Source organism: Rhodococcus sp. SG20037, assembly GCF_031763325.1.
Classification (GTDB): Bacteria; Actinomycetota; Actinomycetes; order Mycobacteriales; family Mycobacteriaceae; genus Rhodococcus_F; species Rhodococcus_F qingshengii.
On sequence record NZ_CP134497.1, the window covers coordinates 1,152,044 to 1,170,629 of the forward strand.

Annotated in this window: 18 protein-coding genes; 9 read left to right on the forward strand and 9 right to left on the reverse strand. The window is 63.1% G+C overall.

What is annotated here, in order from left to right; translation table 11 throughout:
- Positions 1 to 8: 8 nt before the first annotated feature.
- Positions 9 to 563 (reverse strand): hypothetical protein, encoded by a 555-nt coding sequence (locus RHP72_RS05300; RefSeq protein ID WP_311094431.1) that lies wholly within the window; start codon positions 561 to 563, stop codon positions 9 to 11.
- A 96-nt stretch (positions 564 to 659) separates the two neighbouring features.
- On the opposite strand from RHP72_RS05300, the gene RHP72_RS05305 reads away from it, so the two are divergent.
- From RHP72_RS05305 to RHP72_RS05315, 3 genes are all read left to right on the forward strand, one after another.
- Positions 660 to 2,477: a penicillin-binding transpeptidase domain-containing protein gene (locus RHP72_RS05305; protein ID WP_058227302.1), complete on the forward strand. Its 1,818-nt coding sequence runs from the start codon at positions 660 to 662 to the stop codon at positions 2,475 to 2,477.
- 107 nt (positions 2,478 to 2,584) lie between these two features.
- Positions 2,585 to 4,264 (forward strand): NTF2-like N-terminal transpeptidase domain-containing protein, encoded by a 1,680-nt coding sequence (locus RHP72_RS05310; RefSeq protein ID WP_193595592.1) that lies wholly within the window; start codon positions 2,585 to 2,587, stop codon positions 4,262 to 4,264.
- A 30-nt stretch (positions 4,265 to 4,294) separates the two neighbouring features.
- Positions 4,295 to 5,032 (forward strand): sulfite exporter TauE/SafE family protein, encoded by a 738-nt coding sequence (locus tag RHP72_RS05315; RefSeq protein ID WP_003945554.1) that lies wholly within the window; start codon positions 4,295 to 4,297, stop codon positions 5,030 to 5,032.
- A gap of 6 nt (positions 5,033 to 5,038) precedes the next feature.
- Here the strand turns inward: RHP72_RS05315 and RHP72_RS05320 are convergent, their stop codons facing one another.
- The 4 genes from RHP72_RS05320 to RHP72_RS05335 all read right to left on the reverse strand — a co-directional run bounded on the left by RHP72_RS05320 (position 5,039) and on the right by RHP72_RS05335 (position 9,374).
- Positions 5,039 to 6,511, reverse strand: a complete 1,473-nt coding sequence (locus RHP72_RS05320; protein ID WP_003945468.1) for a peptide MFS transporter — start codon at positions 6,509 to 6,511, stop codon at positions 5,039 to 5,041.
- Between the two features lie 57 nt (positions 6,512 to 6,568).
- Positions 6,569 to 6,946, reverse strand: a complete 378-nt coding sequence (locus tag RHP72_RS05325) for a DUF3054 domain-containing protein (protein ID WP_311094433.1) — start codon at positions 6,944 to 6,946, stop codon at positions 6,569 to 6,571.
- A gap of 64 nt (positions 6,947 to 7,010) precedes the next feature.
- Entirely contained in the window at positions 7,011 to 7,559 is a 549-nt protein-coding gene (locus RHP72_RS05330) for a YceI family protein (RefSeq protein WP_003945643.1), read from the reverse strand.
- A 78-nt stretch (positions 7,560 to 7,637) separates the two neighbouring features.
- Positions 7,638 to 9,374 (reverse strand): 2-isopropylmalate synthase, encoded by a 1,737-nt coding sequence (locus RHP72_RS05335; RefSeq protein ID WP_064111939.1) that lies wholly within the window; start codon positions 9,372 to 9,374, stop codon positions 7,638 to 7,640.
- A gap of 163 nt (positions 9,375 to 9,537) precedes the next feature.
- On the opposite strand from RHP72_RS05335, the gene RHP72_RS05340 reads away from it, so the two are divergent.
- Positions 9,538 to 10,218: a FadR/GntR family transcriptional regulator gene (locus RHP72_RS05340; RefSeq protein WP_007734477.1), complete on the forward strand. Its 681-nt coding sequence runs from the start codon at positions 9,538 to 9,540 to the stop codon at positions 10,216 to 10,218.
- Here the strand turns inward: RHP72_RS05340 and RHP72_RS05345 are convergent.
- Together RHP72_RS05345 and RHP72_RS05350 are read right to left on the reverse strand one after the other, a co-directional pair.
- Positions 10,215 to 11,321, reverse strand: a complete 1,107-nt coding sequence (locus tag RHP72_RS05345) for a YbhN family protein (RefSeq protein WP_042452628.1) — start codon at positions 11,319 to 11,321, stop codon at positions 10,215 to 10,217. The two genes, RHP72_RS05340 and RHP72_RS05345, sit on opposite strands and share 4 nt — an antisense overlap.
- 9 nt (positions 11,322 to 11,330) lie before the next feature.
- Positions 11,331 to 12,809, reverse strand: coding sequence for an adenylate/guanylate cyclase domain-containing protein (locus RHP72_RS05350; RefSeq protein ID WP_003945952.1), 1,479 nt, complete (start codon positions 12,807 to 12,809; stop codon positions 11,331 to 11,333).
- 192 nt (positions 12,810 to 13,001) lie between these two features.
- Between RHP72_RS05350 and RHP72_RS05355 the strand changes: the two genes are divergently transcribed.
- From RHP72_RS05355 to RHP72_RS05370, 4 genes are read left to right on the forward strand one after another with little or no spacing between them, the layout of a single operon-like run.
- Entirely contained in the window at positions 13,002 to 14,180 is a 1,179-nt protein-coding gene (locus tag RHP72_RS05355) for an AI-2E family transporter (protein WP_007734480.1), read from the forward strand.
- Positions 14,173 to 15,396 (forward strand): MacS family sensor histidine kinase, encoded by a 1,224-nt coding sequence (macS, locus tag RHP72_RS05360; RefSeq protein WP_058039158.1) that lies wholly within the window; start codon positions 14,173 to 14,175, stop codon positions 15,394 to 15,396. The genes RHP72_RS05355 and macS overlap by 8 nt, the downstream gene beginning before the upstream one ends.
- A 28-nt stretch (positions 15,397 to 15,424) precedes the next feature.
- Complete coding sequence (locus RHP72_RS05365; protein ID WP_047269712.1) at positions 15,425 to 16,057, forward strand: response regulator transcription factor; 633 nt, start codon at positions 15,425 to 15,427, stop codon at positions 16,055 to 16,057.
- A 17-nt stretch (positions 16,058 to 16,074) separates the two neighbouring features.
- The gene (locus RHP72_RS05370) at positions 16,075 to 16,794 is read left to right on the forward strand and encodes a DUF1707 domain-containing protein (protein WP_007734485.1); all 720 of its coding nucleotides are present in this window, start codon (positions 16,075 to 16,077) and stop codon (positions 16,792 to 16,794) included.
- A 4-nt stretch (positions 16,795 to 16,798) separates the two neighbouring features.
- Here the strand turns inward: RHP72_RS05370 and RHP72_RS05375 are convergent, their stop codons facing one another.
- Together RHP72_RS05375 and RHP72_RS05380 are read right to left on the reverse strand one after the other, a co-directional pair.
- Positions 16,799 to 17,251, reverse strand: a complete 453-nt coding sequence (locus tag RHP72_RS05375; RefSeq protein WP_003945664.1) for a MaoC family dehydratase — start codon at positions 17,249 to 17,251, stop codon at positions 16,799 to 16,801.
- A gap of 35 nt (positions 17,252 to 17,286) precedes the next feature.
- Positions 17,287 to 17,814, reverse strand: a complete 528-nt coding sequence (locus RHP72_RS05380) for a cupin domain-containing protein (protein ID WP_311094434.1) — start codon at positions 17,812 to 17,814, stop codon at positions 17,287 to 17,289.
- Positions 17,815 to 17,966: 152 nt separating this feature from the next.
- Here RHP72_RS05380 and RHP72_RS05385 point away from each other — a divergent pair, with 152 nt between their 5' ends.
- Positions 17,967 to 18,539 (forward strand): TetR/AcrR family transcriptional regulator, encoded by a 573-nt coding sequence (locus RHP72_RS05385; RefSeq protein ID WP_042920278.1) that lies wholly within the window; start codon positions 17,967 to 17,969, stop codon positions 18,537 to 18,539.
- Positions 18,540 to 18,586: the final 47 nt, after the last annotated feature.

Here is an 18,586-nt window from a genome sequence, read left to right on the forward strand (position 1 = left end):
TCGGGCCGTCAGATTTTCGGACCCTCGGATCGGAGGTCGTCGACCTTCGACATCGCTTCGCGGAGTTCGGTGAGCCATTGTTCGCTGTGCTTGCCCGCCAACCGGACTGTCCACATGAGAGCGTCCGCTCGGGAGCGAGCAACTCCCGCGTCCACCAAGGTGTCGAGAACCTTGCGTTCGGGCTGACGTAGTCGTGTCATCACCGGAACTGCGAGATGTGTGAACAGGACGGTCTTTTCGTCCAGACGTACACCCCAGGCGACCTTGCGCCCGTAGCGAGCCTCGGCCTCGTCGGCGATGCGCATCCGGTCGGCGCGCGTGGTTTCGCGAAAGCGTGAGATCCTTCCGTCCGCGGCGGCCTCGCCACCGTCGACTGCCGGGAGTTCACCGATCACGACGAGTTCTTCGCGGTCGACCTGGACGTCGGCCGTTCCGGTGAACCAGTCATCTGGAAGTCGACCGGCAAACCAGTCGGACGCATCACTCGCGTCGGGAACCGACGCCTGTTGCCAACCTCCGGGACGGCCGAACCTGCGGTCGCCGGAGTTTTGTGAGTTCTTCATGGCGTTCTCCTCGGAGAGCTGGTGGAGTGTGGCGTGCATTTATTGCACTGATTACATGATTACACCGATAGTCGAACTGGCGCCACAAATTCGGGCATGATCGGAGTCGTGCGCCTTTCACACGCTCGTCAGAGCTTCCGAACTTTCCGTCGTCCCGTGGCTGCCGTGGCTCTGGGGGTATTGGCCGCAGGATCGGTAGTTGCCTGCAGTTCTGGCCCTGACCAGCCGAAATCAGTGGCAGAGGAGTTCGCCTCCGCGCTCACGTCCGATGACGTGCAAGCGGCGGCAGCCCTGACCACCGATCCGGCGGCGGCGTCGACTGCGATTTCGGCTCTGATCGACGGGCTGGGCAAGGACGAGGGAACATTCACCGTCTCCGACGCCACCGAGTCCGGTGATTCTGCGGGGAAGTTCACACTCGATGCGGCGTGGAAGTTCGGTGAAGGTCAGGACTGGAACTACTCGACGCAGGGAAACGCGTCGAAAAGCGGGGACAACTGGCTGATTCAGTGGGACCCGGCGCTGTTGGCTCCGGATCTGACCTCCTCGACGACCTTGCGCTACACACCCACCACCGGTGCTCCGCCGTCGGTGCTGGACGCGGCGGGCCAGCCGATCATGGAGCAGCAGGTGGTGACGCTGGTCAATCTCGATTCCGCCGCGGTGCCCCCGGTGGACACGGCAGCCGTGGCGGCCCTTCTCTCGCCCGTCGCACCGACGATCACGGCGGCATCGCTGAGCGGCGATCTTGCGTCGGCAAGTGGGAAGCCGGTCACCGCAATCACTTTGCGGGCCGAGGATCTTGCACCGATCGAGGAGAGGTTGGCGGCGATTCCCGGAGTGAGCTTGGCGCCGCAGGCTCGGCTGCTCTCGGTGGACAAAACTCTGGCGTCGCCGACTTTCAGTGGGTTGTCCGATCTGTGGCAGGAGGGGCAGGACAAGTCCGCGGGCTGGGCGGTACAGCAGGTGAAGCAGAACGGAACCGTCACCACCGTCGCCGGCCAAGACGGGCCGGTTGCTCCGAACATCGCGACAACGATCGACCGACCGATGCAACTCGCGGCCGAGAATGCGCTCGCCGGGGTGACACAACAGGCGGCGATCGTTGCGCTGCAGCCGTCGACCGGAGCGGTGTTGGCGGTGGCCCAGAACGCCCCCGCCGACGCACAGGGCCCGATCGCTCTGACCGGCCTGTACCCACCGGGTTCGACGTTCAAGACCGTGACGACGTCCGCGGCCCTGCAAGCCGGCGTCGCTACACCGGACACCGTTCTGCCGTGCCCGGGTACCGAGAACATCGAGGGCCGTCAGATTCCCAACGACGACGAGTTCGACCTCGGATCGGTTCCGCTGCACACCGCGTTCGCGAAGTCGTGCAACACCACAATGGCGAGGATGGCCGTCGGTCTGCCCGCCGATGCTCTGCACAAAGCGGCGCTGCAGTTCGGGCTCGGCGTCGACTACGTCACCCCCGGACTCACGACGGTGACGGGCAACGTCCCTGACGCGAACACCCCCGCCGAACGCGTCGAGTCCGCGATCGGACAGGGCACGGTGACCGCCACGCCCTTCGGGATGGCTCTCGTGGCGGCCTCGATCGCCAACGGAACGACACCCGCGCCGATGTTGGTCAAGGGACAGCCCGGCGTGGCAGATCAGACCGTTGCACCGGCTCCCGCGGAGGTGACCGAACAGTTGCGGGTGATGATGCGCGAGACCGTCACAGGCGGTACGGCGACGTCGTTGCAGGACATTGCGGGGCTTCTCGGCAAGACCGGCACGGCCGAAACCGAGGGTGGCCCGGCACATGGGTGGTTTGTCGGAATCAAGGGAGACCTCGCATTTGCGGTATTCATCGCGGGTGCGGACAGCTCTTCGCCTGCAGTGCAGGTAGCGGGCACTTTTCTGCGCTGAAACCTGTTTTCCGTTGCAGTTGGATCACACCGTCGTAGCTCAACCGTGACACGTTCGTAGGCATCCCGTGCTTGTTACTCGTGTGACAGAAGTAAAGAGTTACATGCATGGGGCCCGGAGGACAGCACAACCGTCGTGGAAAATATGTCGTTGCGTCGATAACTGCTGTCGTTCTGACAGTGGCGCTCGCGTCGTGTGTCATCGGTGGGGAGAAGAAATCCGACGCCGCGTCGGTGGTGGAGGACTTCGTCACCGCCCTCAACAACCACGACGCCGAAGCTGCTGCGGCGCTCACGTCGTACCCCAACGCGGCGCGGCCGTCGATCCAGCAGATGTTCGACGGACTGGCCGCCAAGTCCACCGACTTCGACGTCGCTCAGGTCATGGATCTGGGTAGCGACTCCGGACTCTTCACACTCGACGCGTCCTGGAACTTCGGCGAAGGCAAGGACTGGAGCTACCAGTCGCAGGGTGAGGTTCGTGATCTGTCGGTCGGCTGGCGTGTGTCCTGGGACCCGTCGGTCCTCGTCCCCGACCTCGGCAACGGTCGCACCGTTTCGTACACCCGCACGGACGCAGCGCCGCCGAAGGTAGTCGACAGCACCGGCACCCTGCTCATGAACGAGCAGACCATCAACGCGATCACTCTCGACCCGGCCACCATGCCGGACCCCGTCGACACCACTCGTCGCCTCGCCACGGTGCTCGAACCTGTCGCCCCGTTGGTCACTTCGGAGTCGATGTTGGCCGACCTCGCTGCAAACCCCGGCAAGCCCGTCACCGCCGTACTGCTCCGCGATCCCGACTACGCCTACCTGGAAAGCGATTTTGCGATCCCCGGTGTCGTCGTGGTCAAGACACCCAAGCTGATCGCCTCCGACCGTCGAATCAACTCGCCGTTGCTGGACCCACTGCGGACCGTGTGGCAGGCCAATCGCGACGCCACCGCCGGCTGGGCGGTCAATCTGGTCGAGCCCAACGGATTCCCGATCAAGCAAGCCGGCTTCCAGGGACCTCCCGGCCCCGACGTCGCCGCGACCCTCGACTCGCACGCTCAACTCGCCGCGATCGAAGCTGTCGTCAGTGCAGGTACTCCTGCGGCCATCGTCGCGATCCGCCCGTCGGACGGCGCCATTCTGGCTGCCGCACAGAACAATCAGGCCATCGAACAGGGCCCGATCGCCTTCACCGGGTTGCGCCCGGCCGGCGGCGCCCTCGATCTGGTCCGTCTCGCATCGTCGATGCAGAACGGCGTCGACCCCGGCGCCGTGTCAGCCGAGCAGTTGGCCGACACCGGGCAGCAACTCGGACTCGGCAACGGCTTCCACATTCAGGGACTCGAACAGCAGACAGCAGTGCTTGCCGCGAACCGCCCCGGCGTGGACCAGGCGATGAACAACGTCATGGCCAACAAGACGTCCAACGACGCGAGCGCGCCGACGGTAACTCCGTTCGGAATGGCGATGCTCGCGGCATCGATCGCCCGCGGCAGTGCCCCGATGCCGATGATGGTCTTCGGACAACCGGCTACCGCCGACGTCACGCCGACGGCATTGCCCGGCGACGTCAACAATCGTCTGCGTGACGCCATGCGAGGCGCCGGCGGACTGGCTGGGTACCCGGACATGATGGCGGCCGGTGCAGTGAGCGGTGACGATCGCTGGTTCTACGGATCACGCGGAGACTTCGCATTCGCAGTGTTCGTCGCAGACGCCGACGGCGGCGATCGAGCAATGCAGATGACGGACAAGCTCTTCCAGGAACTCGGCAAGCCTGCCGACAAGTAGTACCGGGCACCGCGAGTAGATTCCTGGTTCGTGAACCTGCTCGATTTCCTTTTCCTCGTCGTAGCGGGATTCTTCAGCGGTCTAGTCGGTTTTGTCACCGGTCTTGCATCGATCGTTTCGTATCCGGCGCTGCTGAGCGTCGGGCTCTCACCGGTCAGCGCGAACATGACCAATACCGTCGCGTTGGTGGCCGTCGGCGTCGGAGCGTTGGCGAACTCGTCCCGTGAAGTTGCCGATACCGGTCCGAAACTTGTTCGCTGGTCTCTCTATTCGGCGGCCGGTGGCATCATCGGTGCCCTCATCCTGTGGCTGGCACCGGAAGGTTCGTTCGAATCCGTTGTGCCGGCGATGGTCGTGTTCGCCTCGCTCGCGCTGCTGCTGCAACCGAAGATTCGTGAGTTGTCCGGCGGCGGCGACCGCCCCGGAATCTACTCGGCAGCACTGTTTGCCGTCGCGGTTTACGGCGGCTATTTCGGTGCCGGTGCCGGAGTCATCTTCCTGGCTGCGACGCTCATCCTCACTTCCGAAACGGTGTGGCGTGCAACGATCCTGAAGAGTTTCTTTCTCGGCATCGCCAATCTTGTGGCTGCACTCATCTTCGCCTTCTCCGGACAGGTGCATTGGGTGGCCGCGTTGGCGATGGCGCTCGGCGCGTTGGCCGGAGGTTGGTGTGGCCCGCCCGTCGTCAAGAAAATCCCGCCATCGGTACTGCGTGTGGCAGTAGCGATAGCGGGATTCGTGTTGGCTCTGTGGTTGTGGGTGAAGTGAGCCCGTCTACTTCACGCCCTGCATCAGCTTCTTGATCCACGGCGAGGCAAGAGCAAGAATCACTCCGATTCCGATCGACGAGAAACCGATGATCAGGAAGAACGGGCGACTGTCGTCGATGTCGAAGTAACCGGCCAAGGTTCCCGCCATCGAAGAACCCAATGCAACGGACAAGAAGAACAACGCCACCATCTGAGTGTGGAAATGCTCGGGCGCGAGTTTGGTTGCAAGGGAAAGGCCGACGGGGGACAGGAAGAGTTCGGCGAAGGTGAAGAGCAGAAGCACACCGGCAAGGCCGAGGAGCGGTGCACTGTTCGGTCCGCCCCCGGTGATCGGGATGAACGCCAGGAACGCCAGACCCATCGTGCCGGTACCGAGCGCGAACTTGATCGGCGACGACGGCTGACGGTCACCGAGTTTGGTCCACATCGCTGCGAACACACCGGCAAAGATGATGATGAACACCGGATTGATCGACTGCACCCACGTCGGCGGGAAGTCCCAACCGAAGAGATTGCGGTCCAGGAGCTTGTCTGAGATCACCGGCACGGTGGTGAACTGCTGCTGAAACAGCGACCAGAAGGCCGCGCTCGCGATGAACATCGGGATGAATGCAAAGACTCGACTGCGTTCGACCTTGGTGACCTTCTTGCTGGTGAGCATGAGGAGGAAGTAACCGACCGACGCGACGATCGTGAGTCCGACAACGACGTCGGACATGTTGTCCGCCGTGATCAAGCCGGTGACGGAGGCGACCGCGACGACGACGATCGCGGCAATGCCGATCCCGATGTAGAGTGCGCGCTTGTCCGCGGGCAACGGGTTGCCTGGTTCGGCACCGATTCCGTGAAGATGCTTGCGGCCCAGCGTGTACTGGATCAGGCCGAGCGCCATGCCGACGGCAGCGAGAGCAAAACCGGCGTGGAATCCCCAGGCGTCCTGGACGGCTCCGGTGAGCAGCGGACCGACAAGACCGCCGATGTTGATGCCCATGTAGAAGATGGAGAATCCGGCGTCGCGGCGAACATCCTGTTCGGAATAGAGATCTCCGACCAGAGAGGTCGCATTGGCCTTCAAGCCGCCGCTGCCGAAGGCGACCATGACGAGGCCGACGCCGACACCCCACATGCCGGGAAGAACCGACAGTGCGATGTGGCCGGCCATCACCAGCGAAGCACTGTAGAAGAGCGTGCGCTCGGAGCCGAGCAGTCGGTCGGCCACCCACGCCCCGAGAATCGTCGACAGGTAGACGGTGCCGCCGTACGCGCCGACGATGCTGGTCGCTGCCGCCTGGCTGATGCCGAGGCCGCCGTCGCTGACGCTGTAGTACAGGTAATAGATGAGGATGCCTTGCATCCCGTAGAAGGAGAACCTCTCCCACATCTCGACGCCGAACAGGTTCGCCAGCGCAAAGGGTTGGCCGAAGAACCCCCGGTCTTCCTTCTCGCTACGTTCGACGGGCTCCGTAGTGTTGCTCATCCGAAAAGTGTCCTACGTGCTCGGGCATTTCGGGTGGTTCCGAGCCGTGGAGTTTGGTTACGACTTGGTGCGGATTTTCACTACCAGCGGAGCGAGTGCGCGCCAACCGAGAAGGAACGCGCCGAGGACCAGCGTCGCGACGACGATGAAGCTGAACTGGGTGCCCTGGCCACTCAACACTCGCAGGATCATCCCGAAGACGACGGCGCCGAGCCAAACGACAACGCCGGTGGGAACAAGGAGAACGGCGTTGAACTTGTCGCGGTAGAGCGCGAACGTGGCAGCCCATCCGATCACCAGGCCGGTCAGGAAGGGCCAGGATGTCTTCGCCAGACCGGCGAGCGCATTGGCTTCTTCGTGGGTACGGCGCCCTATCGCGCAGAAGATTATGACAAGAATGGCGTCGATCAGCAGGAATGGTGCGAACTTCTTCACGCTCACACCATACGACTGTGCGCCTTTATTAACCGCGGGCGGTTAATAAAGGCGCACAGTGCTGTTAGGCCTGGAGGCCGGCTTCGATCTCGAGGGTGATCGTGATCTTGTCGCCGACAACTGCTCCGCCGCCTTCGAGGGGCATCTCGATGGAGATGTCGAAGTCCTTGCGGTTGATGACGGTGGTGGCCTCGAATCCGGCGACGGGGCCCTGGCCCATGCCCGGGTTGACGCCGTTGAACTCGAGGTTCAGCTCGACCTCGCGGGTGACGCCGTGGAGCGTGAAGTCGCCGGCGAGGACGAAGTCGCTGCCCTTGGAGCGCACTGCGGTGGACTTGAAGGTGGCCTTCGGGAACTTCTCGACGTCGAAGAAGTCAGCGGACTTGATGTGGCCGTCGCGCTGCTCGTTCTTGGTGTTGATGGAGTCCACGGAAATCTCGGCCTCGACGGCGGGGGTTCCGTCTTCGGCAACGGTGATCGTTCCGGAGAACTCGTCGAACGTTCCACGAACCTTGGAAACCATGAGGTGGCGAACCGAGAATCCGACAGTGGAGTGGACGGTGTCGATGACCCAGGTTCCGGCGGTCAATGCGGGCAAGGTTGCGGTGGTCATGGAAGCTCCTGAATAAGTAGTTGAATGTTCAAGTTCTTGTAGCTTCAACTATGGACCCCGGGAAATCCTTCCGCAAGATCATGTGAGCTGCATCACAGTGTTTGTGCTTGCGCCATAGACCGCGTGAAGCGCCGACGCTGTCACCGACTGATGCACCGCAATGCCCCAGCGTCCTTCACCGTTCACCACGCACTCTGCAATGGTGACTGCCGAATTCGCACTCCCGGAAGAATTCGGGTTGCGGGGCAGTGAATGCTGGGTGAGCGAGACGACCTCGACAGCCGAGCCCTGTTCGGTCAGGATTTTGCTCAATGCCTCGACTGGGCCGGACGCACTGGCCGCGGCGGTGACCTCGCGCCCGTTGCGATCGATGGCAACGAACAACTGATCACCGTCGGCGGTGTGTTCCAGTGAGTACCGACGCACTCCTCCGTTGTACCCGTACTCGCGCAGCAGCAGTCTCCACAGTTTGTCGGCAGTCATTTCGGTGCCCGAGTCGTCGGTTTCGAGCTGCACCCGCGAGGCGAAGTCGATCTGCAGGCGCCGGGGGAGTTCGACCCCGTACTCGGTCTGCAGCAGATATGCGATTCCGCCCTTGCCCGACTGGCTGTTCACACGAATGACCGCCTGGTAGTCGCGGCCGACGTCGGCGGGGTCGATCGGCAGGTAGGGGACCGCCCACGGCGCCGATCCCGGATCGACGCCGGCAGCCTCCGCGCTCTCGTAGTGATGCGCGAAGCCCTTCTTGATCGCGTCCTGGTGGGTTCCGGAAAATGCCGTGTACACGAGATCGCCGCCGTACGGGTGGCGCTCGTGGACGGGAATTCGGTTGCAGTACTCCACCGTTCGACGGATCTTGTCGATGTCGGAGAAGTTGATTTCCGGATCGACGCCCTGTGCATGCAGATTCAGCCCCAGTGTGACCAGGTCGACGTTGCCCGTCCGCTCGCCGTTGCCGAACAGGCATCCCTCGACGCGCTGTGCGCCGGCCAGCACTGCCAGTTCGGCGCACGCAACGCCGGTGCCGCGGTCGTTGTGCGGGTGGACCGAGAGGATCACCGAATCGCGTCGGGCCAGATTCTGGTGCATGTATTCGATCTGATCGGCATAGATGTTGGGGGTGGCGATTTCGACTGTGGCAGGGAGGTTGTGGATGACCGGGCGATCGGGACTGGCGTCCCAGAGTTCGGTGAGACTGTTGCAGACCTGCAGGATGTAGTCGGGTTCGGTGAGGTTGAAGACCTCGGGTGAGAACTCGAATCGCCAGCCGTCGTGGCCTTCGCCGCCACGAGCAACGTCTTGCGCGGCGCGGAAAATCATGTCGTGCAACTCTTCTCGCTCCTTGCCGAGAACGACGTTTCTCCACGTCGGCGCAGTCGCCGTGTACATGTGGACGACCGCGTCAGGCAGCCCCTCGATCGATTGATACGTCCGTTCGATCAAATCCGTACGCGCGGCAGTGAATACGACGATAGTGACGTCGTCGGGAACGAGATCGAAGCGCACCAGGTCGCGAACGAAATCGAAATCGGTCTGACTCGCGGAGGGGTAGCCGACCTCGATTTCCTTGTAGCCGATTGCCACCATCAGTTCGAACATTCGACGCTTGCGTTCGGGGTCCATCGGTTCTGCGAGGGCTTGGTTGCCGTCACGCAGATCGACGGGCACCCACAGGGGCGCCGCGGTCGTGCGATTGGACGGCCACGTCCGCTCGAAAGTCGGAATGTCGACGCGATCCCACGCGGCGCGATAGCGCTCGGACGGCATGGGTGACGGCTTCTGGTTGTTCCAGCGGTTGGCGCGGGTAGTACTCATCTTTGGTTTCTCCTGCGGTCGAGTCGAGAGACCGGCATGGCGAAACCCCGCGGAGGGGTGCCGGTCTTTCAGGCCCCGCCGCGGCAGTCGAGAAGGAGTGCTCCTGTAGCCATGCGGGCTACACTAGAACGAAATTACTTATCAGACAACCTGAGGAGTTCACGTGTCCCCGATCGTCGAGCGTCGGCTGCTCACCGACCAGGCCGCGGAGTTGCTACGCGCGCGGATCGTGAGCGGTGAATGGGAAGTCGGCGCCAAACTTCCAGGTGAAACCACTCTTGCTGCGCAGTTGGGTATCGGGCGGTCCACTATCAGGGAAGCAGTGCGGACTCTCGCGGGCCTCGGCATGCTCGAATCGCGGCAGGGCGCCGGGGTCTTCCTACGGAGTACGACGCCTCCGGATCAGTGGCCCCGAGTGCTCGAAGCCGAGGCGATCCTTCACGTCGTCGAGGTGCGCAACGCGGTCGAGATCGAAGCAGCTCGCCTCGCTGCGCAGCGGCGCGATGCCGTTGACGTCGCGGCTCTGCGGCAAGCGCTCGACGGTAGAACTGCCGCAGCGCACTCTGGCGACGCAGCGTTCGTCGACGCCGACATCGCCGTCCACCGAGCAGTGGTGGACGCGGCACACAATCCCGTGCTGTCGGAACTCTTCGAGACCTTTGTACCGCGTCTGCGGGCTGCGTTGATCGAGTTGATCGCGGTTCTGGACCTGCATCCCCACAGCCAGCCCGACGCGGACGAACATCGAATGTTGGTGGACGCCATCGAAGCCGGCGACGCGGAGGCAGCCGTTCGGATCAGCCGGGCACACCTCGACGACATGGCGGCAGCGTTGCGACGCTAGACGCCCGGCTGTTCGCGGCGTTCGAACTCGAGGTCCATCTCGAGGTCTTCGTGGTGGGTTGCACGGAAAGTGATCAAGAAGACGATCCAACCGACGACAGCGACCATGACGAGGCTGACCATCCGATACACGAACACCGACGCGATTGCCTGCGCTCCGCCGGCCCCTGCGATCGTCAGCGCGGTGACCAGAGCAGCGTCGACGTAACCCAGCCCGCCGGGAACCAGCGGAATGCTGCCGACTGCTTTTGCGGCGGCGAAAGCGATCAGGAGCCCAGCAAAAGAGGGCTCCGCGCCAACAGCCCAACATGCGAAACCCAAACAAGCGACATCGGCGACACGATGGATGGCCGACCACCCGAATGCGATGACCGAGTCGGTGCGGCTGAGCTCGACCGTATCCAGTTGCTTCAGGATCTCGGACCAGCGTCGCATCCCGTGGCCGAGCGGATTCTTGCGAATTCGGTTGTAGCGGGCTAGGACTCGATGCCCGATTCGCTCGATACTGCCGGGATTCTGGGCTATGTATCGCAACGCCAGGAACAGTGCCGCCATGCCGATGATCGAGATCGTGAGCGTTATAGGGCTGACCTTGGTGCCGAAGGCAAACGCGCCCGCGGCACCCAACAGCGCCAAAGTCGCCGCAGCGATCACTCCACACACCGCCAACTGCCAAGACGCGACAACTGGTGTAGCGCCCCACTTCCGAGTCTGCTTGTAGGTGAATGCGGTCGAGAAGACCTGGCCGGCTGGCAACGTCAGCGCCATCGCGGTGCTGGCGTAGATGACCGAGAGGTTCTTGAGGTGACCGGCAATCACACCGGCGGCATTGAGAAGACGTTGCTGAACGGACGCGTATCCGCTGAGCGAAATGAGTTGCGCCGCGACGCACGCGGCCACCCAACCCCAATGGATTTCGGTCAAGGCTTGCCAGGACTCACTGAGCTTGGACCACAGAATTGCACCTTCGACGATCAGAAGAGCGATCAGAGCCACCCCGAGCAGCCACTTCAGCCACCAGAAGCGCCCTCTGACCCGACTGGTCTCGGCCACGGGCGAGCGTGGTCGTCTCAGTCGCCGTGGGGTGTTTCCAGGCTGAGCCATCGACTCACCCTAACCAATTTGATCCGGATCGACCTCTGGATACTTTTCCGGCCACGCCAGATGCGTCAGTCGTCGGCGCCCACGCAGTTGGACTTGCTCTCCGAGTTCCCACTCGGCCTGTTCCTCTTCGTCGGCGAAGTACAACGCGCTCGTCGACGCCAGCACCCGGCTGGGCCGAAGTTTCGCGAGCTCGGTGAGCCGTGACGCCTCGTTGACCGGATCACCGATCACGGTGTACTCGAAACGTTCGGCAGCACCGATGTTGCCGGCGACCGCGAGCCCCGCGCTCACACCGATTCCGACGTCGAGGCCGGTGATGTCGTTGAGCTTGAACCGCAGCTCGCGAGCCGCAGCGAGGGCTGCCGTCGGAGCGTCGGGTCGATCGAGTGGTGCACCGAAGATGGCGAGCGCTGCATCACCCATGAACTTGTTGACAAAACCATGGTGACGATCGATGACGTCGACGACCACACGGAAGAACTCGTTGAGCAGTTCGACCACTTCACCCGGCGGGCGCTCGGCCGCGGCACCGGTGGATCCGACCATGTCGACGAACAGAACTGCCACGAATCGAGTTTCGCCGCCCAGCTCGGTACCGAACTTCAACGCGCGCCGGGCCACATCCTCGCCGACGTGCTGACCGAACAGCTCACGCAGCAGACGACGCTCGTCGGACTCTTTCATCATGCGGTTGAAGCCGACCTGCAGCCGGCCGATCTCACTGCCGTCGAACACCTCGACGCGTACGTCGGTGGCGCCGCGCTGCACCCGCTCGATGGCGCGTCGCAGTTGGCGGATCGGATCGGAGATCTGGGTAGCCGTCAGCATCGACAGCGCAAAGGCCTGCACGATCGCCATGATCGAGATGAGCAGGATCGCCCACGCGAGAGAGTCGGGGGAGAACTCGAGATCGGTCGTGAGCTGCGTCGAGCACAGCAAGATGATGCCTGCGACGGGCATCAGCGTGCCGAGACCCCAGGTCATCGCCAGCCGGGTTCCGACGCCAGGCGCCATGGTCCGATCGAATTCGCCCTCGCTCAAGGCCTGGGCGGCGACCGGACGCAAAATGCGCTCACCGAGCATGTAGGTGAACCCGAAGGTCGTGGTCGCGGCCATGCAGACCGTCACGATCACGGCGATCGCGAGTCCGGGCATCTCGGTGATGGTCAGGAACACGAAGATGATGCCGCCCAGAATCCACAGCACCAGGTGGACGATGGCCTGGCGAAGCGGCGCGTGCAGTGCCGCCATCTGCTCGGACCTCGTGGGTGGACCCCCGCGCAGCCGCCAGCGAATGACCGACTTCAACATCATCGCCGCCGCCGTGAGGCTGACGGCGCCGGCGAATGCCAGGTACACGCCGAAGATCGCGAAGTTGCGGACCCGGTCGGCAACTATCGCGTCGGACTCCTGGATCGGCACGCCGTACCGGACGAAGGCAAAGACCAGTACCGCGCCGATCAGATTGGCTGCGAGCATGGAGAGCATATAGAGGGGCCACCGGCTGCGGATGGTCACCGCTATTGCTCTGTATGAGGCCCGCACAGGGTTCAATTTAGCTGGCAGAGGTCGAAGTGTTGGTACGCGCGTCCGATTATTCGTCCGCTCACCTGTGTCGGCCGGGCCGGTTAGGCTCGCGATGTGAACGCAAACAGGGGGCGTGCGGAGCGAGCATCGAGGATGAACAAACCCATCTCCGCCGACGCTCGGGCGGTGCATCCCGGCGTGCGCATCGCTGCGGAATGGTCGTGGCGCCTCATTGTGATCTTCGCCGGACTGTTGGTTCTCGGGTACGTCGTACTCCGCCTCGAAACCGTGCTCATCCCGGTGGGGCTGGCTCTGCTGGCATCAGCTCTGCTGATCCCGATTGTCGATCGGCTACAGGTGTGGGGTGTTCCCCGCTCGGCAGCCGTCATCGTCGTTCTGCTTGCCTCGATCGGGCTGGTCGCGGGAATCATGACGTTTGTCGTCGAGCAGTTCATCGACGGGTTGCCCCAGCTCACCGACCAGTTCACGGCCAGCGTCACGCAAATTCAGAACTGGCTCACCAGCGGTCCGCTGCACTTCAGCGAGGATCAGATCCGCCAGGCAGGTGATTCGGTCGTCAAGTCGGTGCAATCCAATCGTGAGTCCCTGACCAGCGGCGCTTTGACCACGGCGACAGTCATCGGCGAGATCTTCACCGGGGCATTGCTGACGCTGTTCACTCTCATCTTCTTCCTCTACGGCGGCGATCAGATCTGGCAGTTCGTCACCCGGATAGTTCCCACCGACGCGCGTCGTCGCGTACGGATCGCCGGTTCTGCAGGTTTCGGGTCGCTGATCGGCTACGTGCGCGCCACGGTCGCGGTTGCCGCCGCCGACGCGATCGGTATCGGTGCCGGCCTGGCGATCCTCGGGGTGCCGCTCGCCCTGCCGCTGGCGTCGTTGGTGTTCATCGGCGCGTTCATTCCGATCGTCGGTGCATTTCTGACCGGTTTTCTCGCGGTGCTTGTCGCTCTGGTCACGAAGGGTTTCCTGACGGCGCTGATTGTCCTCGGCATCATCATCGGCGTCATGCAGCTCGAAGCGCACGTGATGCAACCGCTGTTGTTGGGTCGCGCTGTTCGCCTGCATCCGCTGGCAGTCGTTCTCGCCATTACAACGGGCATCGTTCTCGCTGGAATCGTCGGCGGGCTCTTGGCTGTTCCGATCGTCGCGGTCCTGAATACCGCTATTCGTTCCCTCCTCGCCGACGACCCGGACATCGCGTACGCCGAACTGCACGTCGAAGATCCGGAAACCCCACTGTTCCCCGCCGAACCCGACGAGCCGCGCGCCGAGCCTCGCATCGTGAACCCCACTCCTCCCGATGACTGAGCCCACCCGCCGTCGTCGGCTGCACTATCAGCCGACCGTTCGCGAGGCGTCGGGCGTCGACACCGACCCTGATGCCCCGCTGTGGCGGGCGGCGCAGGCATTTCGGCTCGTCACGCTGGTGTACGCGATCAGCTACCAGCTCGCCTCGGCCTCCGACTACACCAACTCTCGGCTCAGCTGGTTCTTCGTCGCTCTGATGGCCGTGTGGACCGGGGTGTCGGCACTGTTGCTCGGGACATCCGGTGCTTTGTTCGGGAAGAAGCTGCCGCGGTATCAGGTGGTGATCGCCGATCAGGTGGTCGTCATGTTGCTGATGGCGTCGACGAGGCTGGTCTCCGACCACGAGTGGTATCAGAATCACCAGACGCTGCCCACCACGCTGTGGGCCACCAACGCGGTCATCTCCGCGGCAATTCTCGGCGGGCCGTGGCTCGGTATGGCGTCCGGAGTTGTCATCTCGGCGGCCAGCGCGATCATCCGCGACCAGGTCAACCTGGACCTCTGGCGCGATGCGACGGCTCCCGTGCTCGTATCGGTCGGCCTGGCGTTGGGCTTGGCCACCACCACCGCTCGGCGCTCGCATCGACAACTCGAGCAAGCCGTCCGTCTGGCGGCGGCCACCGAAGAGCGCGAGCGTTTGGCACGCGAAGTACACGACGGCGTTCTGCAGGTGCTGGCGATGGTGCGCAGGCGAGGTGCGGCACTCGGCGGCGAGGCAGCTGAACTGGCTGCTCTGGCCGGTGAGCAGGAGGTCGCCTTGAGAATGCTGATCTCCGAGCAGGTTTCGGGCGCCGCGGCAGACGTCGGCGGACAGACAGTGGATCTGTGTCCGCTGCTGACCACGCAGGCAAGCACGTCAGTGTCGGTGTCGACGCCCGCGCACCCCGTCGTGATCGAGCGTGATCGAGCCATCGAACTGGCAGCCATCGTCGACAATGCTCTGTCCAATGTCGGGCTGCACGCCGGGCCCGCGGCGAAGGCATACGTATTGCTCGAAGATTTGCCGGACGAGGTGATCGTCAGCATCCGCGACGACGGCGTCGGAATCCCCGAGGGTCGCTTGGCGCAGGCCGAAGCCGAAGGCCGCATGGGAGTATCGAAGTCCATTCTCGGCCGAGTGCAGGTGCTCGGCGGCACTGCAGTCCTGCAAACCGGGCCGGGGGAGGGCACCGAATGGGAGATCAACGTTCCGAAGGGGAAAAGTGAGCGTGGCTGACGAACATGGCGAGAATCCGGTGACGGTGATGGTCGTCGACGATCACCCGATGTGGCGCGACGGTGTCTCCCGGGACCTCGAAGCTGCCGGCTTCACCGTGAGCGCCACGGCGGAGGGTGTCGAGAGTGCGCGCCGCCGGGCCGCCGCCGTGCAACCGGCGGTGGTTCTGATGGACATGAACCTGCCGGACGGAAACGGTGCCGACGCCACCACCGCAGTTCTCGAGGTTTCGCCGAAGAGCAAGGTACTGGTGCTTTCGGCCTCTGCCGAACGTGACGACGTCCTCGACGCGGTCAAAGCCGGAGCGTCGGGTTACCTGGTCAAGAGTGCTTCGGTGGCGGAACTGCTCGAGGCCGTGCGAGCGACTTTCGACGGACAAGCCGTCTTCACCCCCGGCCTCGCCGGATTGGTGCTCGGTGAGTACCGCCGGATGTCGACGGCACCGGCCGACGATCGCGCACCCGAGCTGCCTCGGCTCACCGACCGTGAGACCGAAGTGCTCCGTCTTGTCGCCAAGGGGCTGAGCGCAAAACAGATCGCCACGAGGCTCTCGCTCAGCCACCGGACCGTCGAAAACCATGTGCAGGCAACGCTTCGGAAGCTTCAGTTGGCCAATCGCGTCGAGCTCACGCGATACGCGATAGAACAAGGTCTCGAATAACGTTTATCCTGGAAATCATGGAGGCCAGGAATCTACGCGTATCCGATGCCGAACGAGAGCATGTCGGCGAGCTGCTGCAGAAAGCTGTCGGTCAAGGGATGCTTTCGCTCGGTGAGTTCACCGAGCGCATGGACACTGCCTTGGCCGCAAAGACACGAGGTGAGCTCAACTCGGTTCTCGCCGATCTTCCGGGCATCACACTGATCTCCGACTACGACCCACCCGCGTATCCCAATGCGGGTCAGCCGATGTACCAAGGCCAGCCCTACCCGGCGCCGACGTACCAACCCCAACCGCCGCCGGTTCACCCGAGCCCGCCTTACCGCGCTCCCGTCGGGGCTCCGGTTGTAGGTACTTACGGAGCGGCAAATGCTGCCGTGATCCGTGGACGAATGGCGACGGTGACGCGGAACGGTGCCTGGATCGTTCCACCAGCTGTCGTGGTCGACACCAGAATGTCCAGTGTGACTATCGATTTCACGCGTGCGGTGATGCAGACGCAGGTCGTGAACATCTCGATCGACGACTACGCCAGCTCGATTTCACTGATCGTTCCCGAAGAGGCGACGGTGGACATGAACGGTGTCGAGGCAGTCGGGGGAAGCGCGTCGAACAAGGTTCGGTCCGGCCCACAGATGGGCCCGCTGCATCTGGTGGTGCACGGCAAGGTGCGATTCGGCAGTGTCACCGCGAAGCATCCCTTCGGTACCACGATCCGAAAGATGTTCGGCTCCTGACCTTTCAGTGATACGCGCGGGTCAACATCTCGGCGACGCACACGGGCTTGTCACCGTGTTCTCGTTCGAACGTCTGCGTCACCGTGATCTGGACACCGCCGTTGATCGGTTCGACTTTGCTCAACGTCGCGCGCATGCGGACACGAGAGCCGACCGGAAGCGGAGCAGGCAACCTGACCTTGTCGAATCCGCAGTTGAGAGCAAACGCAAAACCTTCGAGCGAGAACATTGCGTACGAGAACTTGGGGCCGAGTGAGAGCGTGTAGTTGCCGTGCGCGATGGTTCCGCCGAACGGTGACTCCTTCGCGCGATCCACATCGACGTGAATCCACTGATCGTCGCCGGTGACCCGGGCGAACTCGTCGATGGACTCCTGGGTGACATCGTGCCAGTCGCTGACGCCCAGCTCTTGGTTCAGGTTGGCGCTGAGGTCTTCTGCTCCGGTGAGTACAAGCATGAATCTTCCTTCGATCGGTAGGTGCTGACAGTCGGTCAGTGACTTTCGATGCCGAATCCCACACCGTGTGTCTGTGCGATCTCGGCGGTGGCAACGAGATCGAATTCGATCCCGAAGTCTGCTTCTACCCGCGCTGCAACCGATTCCGCGGCGGAACCACCTTCGGCCAGTAGTTTCGGCATCAGTTCGAACAGGTCTTCCATTCCTCCGGGCGTGATGATTTCGAGAATCCGCGCTGGAGCGTCGTCGGGATTCCACACGGCGTGCCACTGGCCACGCGGTTTGAAGATCATGGCGCCGGTCTCCGCGTAGACGACCTCGTCTCCGACCATCGCTGCGACGCGGCCACTTTGAACCACCGTGTACTCGTCTTCCCGGCTGTGGCGATGGACCGGTGAGGTCATCGAATGCGGAGCGATGCGGTGTTGTACAAGAGAGAAACCTCCCTCGGTTTGTTTGTTACGAACCATCATCCGGACGCCGGTGGCCGCGAGGGTCCCGGCGAGGTCTTCGTCCGGTCCGAGGACGGTCGTGGTGGTGTTGTTCGGGGAATTCGGTGACATCGATTCAGTCCTTCGTCGTCGTGAGCGTCGTTGGCCGCGCTCCGGTTTGTTGATTCCCGAATCATGTACCAATCGGTCTAGTGATGCAAGGTTTTGACAATTTATGCACTTCAACTGTTGTCGATATGTGTACTGATCGGTATATTGAACGTATGTCTACGAGGGATTTGTTGGTCGATGCCGCTGCCGATCTGTTGCAGCGGAAGGGCTACGCCGGAACGGGTGTGTCGGAAGTTCTCTCGGCTAGTGCGACTACCAAAGGTTCCTTGTACTTTCACTTTCCCGGCGGCAAGGAAGAACTCGCAGGCGAGGCTCTGAGACGACGTGGCGAGGCAATGGCCGATTTCATCCGGCACCTGCTGGAGAGCTCACCCGATGCAGCCACCGCGATCTCGGCATTCGCCGCCGCATTGGCTGCGCGTTTGTCGGATTCGGACTACGAACGTGGATGCGCCCTGGCTACGGCAACACTGGATGCCGCAACCGAATCCGAGGTCATCCGCGGTGCTTGCGCGGACGGGTACAACTCGTGGCTCGCACTGCTGGCTCAGCGCCTCGAGGCAGACGGTTGGTCCCGCGAAGACGCCGAGTCCGAGGCAATTCTCGCTCTGTCCGCACTCGAGGGCGCGCTGGTCCTTGCTCGGGCGCGTCAGGATCCCGCTCCGCTTCACACTTCGGGTCGGCTTCTGTCCGAACGATTGCGGAACGCGGCACCTCGGCGTTAGTGCCCTGTCAGTCGATGATGCAGTCAGTCGAGGGTGCTGTCAGTCGA

Bases quoted from the DNA above. Each gene is read 5' to 3' on its own strand.
- RHP72_RS05345 (WP_042452628.1), bottom strand. From the start codon at position 11,321: ATGGCTCAGCCTGGAAACACCCCACGGCGACTGAGACGACCACGCTCG.
- RHP72_RS05385 (WP_042920278.1), top strand. From the start codon at position 17,967: ATGTCTACGAGGGATTTGTTGGTCGATGCCGCTGCCGATCTGTTGCAG.
- RHP72_RS05365 (WP_047269712.1), top strand. From the start codon at position 15,425: ATGGTCGTCGACGATCACCCGATGTGGCGCGACGGTGTCTCCCGGGAC.
- RHP72_RS05335 (WP_064111939.1), bottom strand. From the start codon at position 9,374: ATGAGTACTACCCGCGCCAACCGCTGGAACAACCAGAAGCCGTCACCC.
- RHP72_RS05355 (WP_007734480.1), top strand. From the start codon at position 13,002: ATGAACAAACCCATCTCCGCCGACGCTCGGGCGGTGCATCCCGGCGTG.
- RHP72_RS05305 (WP_058227302.1), top strand. From the start codon at position 660: ATGATCGGAGTCGTGCGCCTTTCACACGCTCGTCAGAGCTTCCGAACT.
- RHP72_RS05300 (WP_311094431.1), bottom strand. From the start codon at position 563: ATGAAGAACTCACAAAACTCCGGCGACCGCAGGTTCGGCCGTCCCGGA.
- macS (WP_058039158.1), top strand. From the start codon at position 14,173: ATGACTGAGCCCACCCGCCGTCGTCGGCTGCACTATCAGCCGACCGTT.
- RHP72_RS05320 (WP_003945468.1), bottom strand. From the start codon at position 6,511: ATGAGCAACACTACGGAGCCCGTCGAACGTAGCGAGAAGGAAGACCGG.
- RHP72_RS05310 (WP_193595592.1), top strand. From the start codon at position 2,585: ATGGGGCCCGGAGGACAGCACAACCGTCGTGGAAAATATGTCGTTGCG.
- RHP72_RS05350 (WP_003945952.1), bottom strand. From the start codon at position 12,809: ATGCTCTCCATGCTCGCAGCCAATCTGATCGGCGCGGTACTGGTCTTT.
- RHP72_RS05330 (WP_003945643.1), bottom strand. From the start codon at position 7,559: ATGACCACCGCAACCTTGCCCGCATTGACCGCCGGAACCTGGGTCATC.
- RHP72_RS05370 (WP_007734485.1), top strand. From the start codon at position 16,075: ATGGAGGCCAGGAATCTACGCGTATCCGATGCCGAACGAGAGCATGTC.
- RHP72_RS05375 (WP_003945664.1), bottom strand. From the start codon at position 17,251: ATGCTTGTACTCACCGGAGCAGAAGACCTCAGCGCCAACCTGAACCAA.
- RHP72_RS05380 (WP_311094434.1), bottom strand. From the start codon at position 17,814: ATGTCACCGAATTCCCCGAACAACACCACCACGACCGTCCTCGGACCG.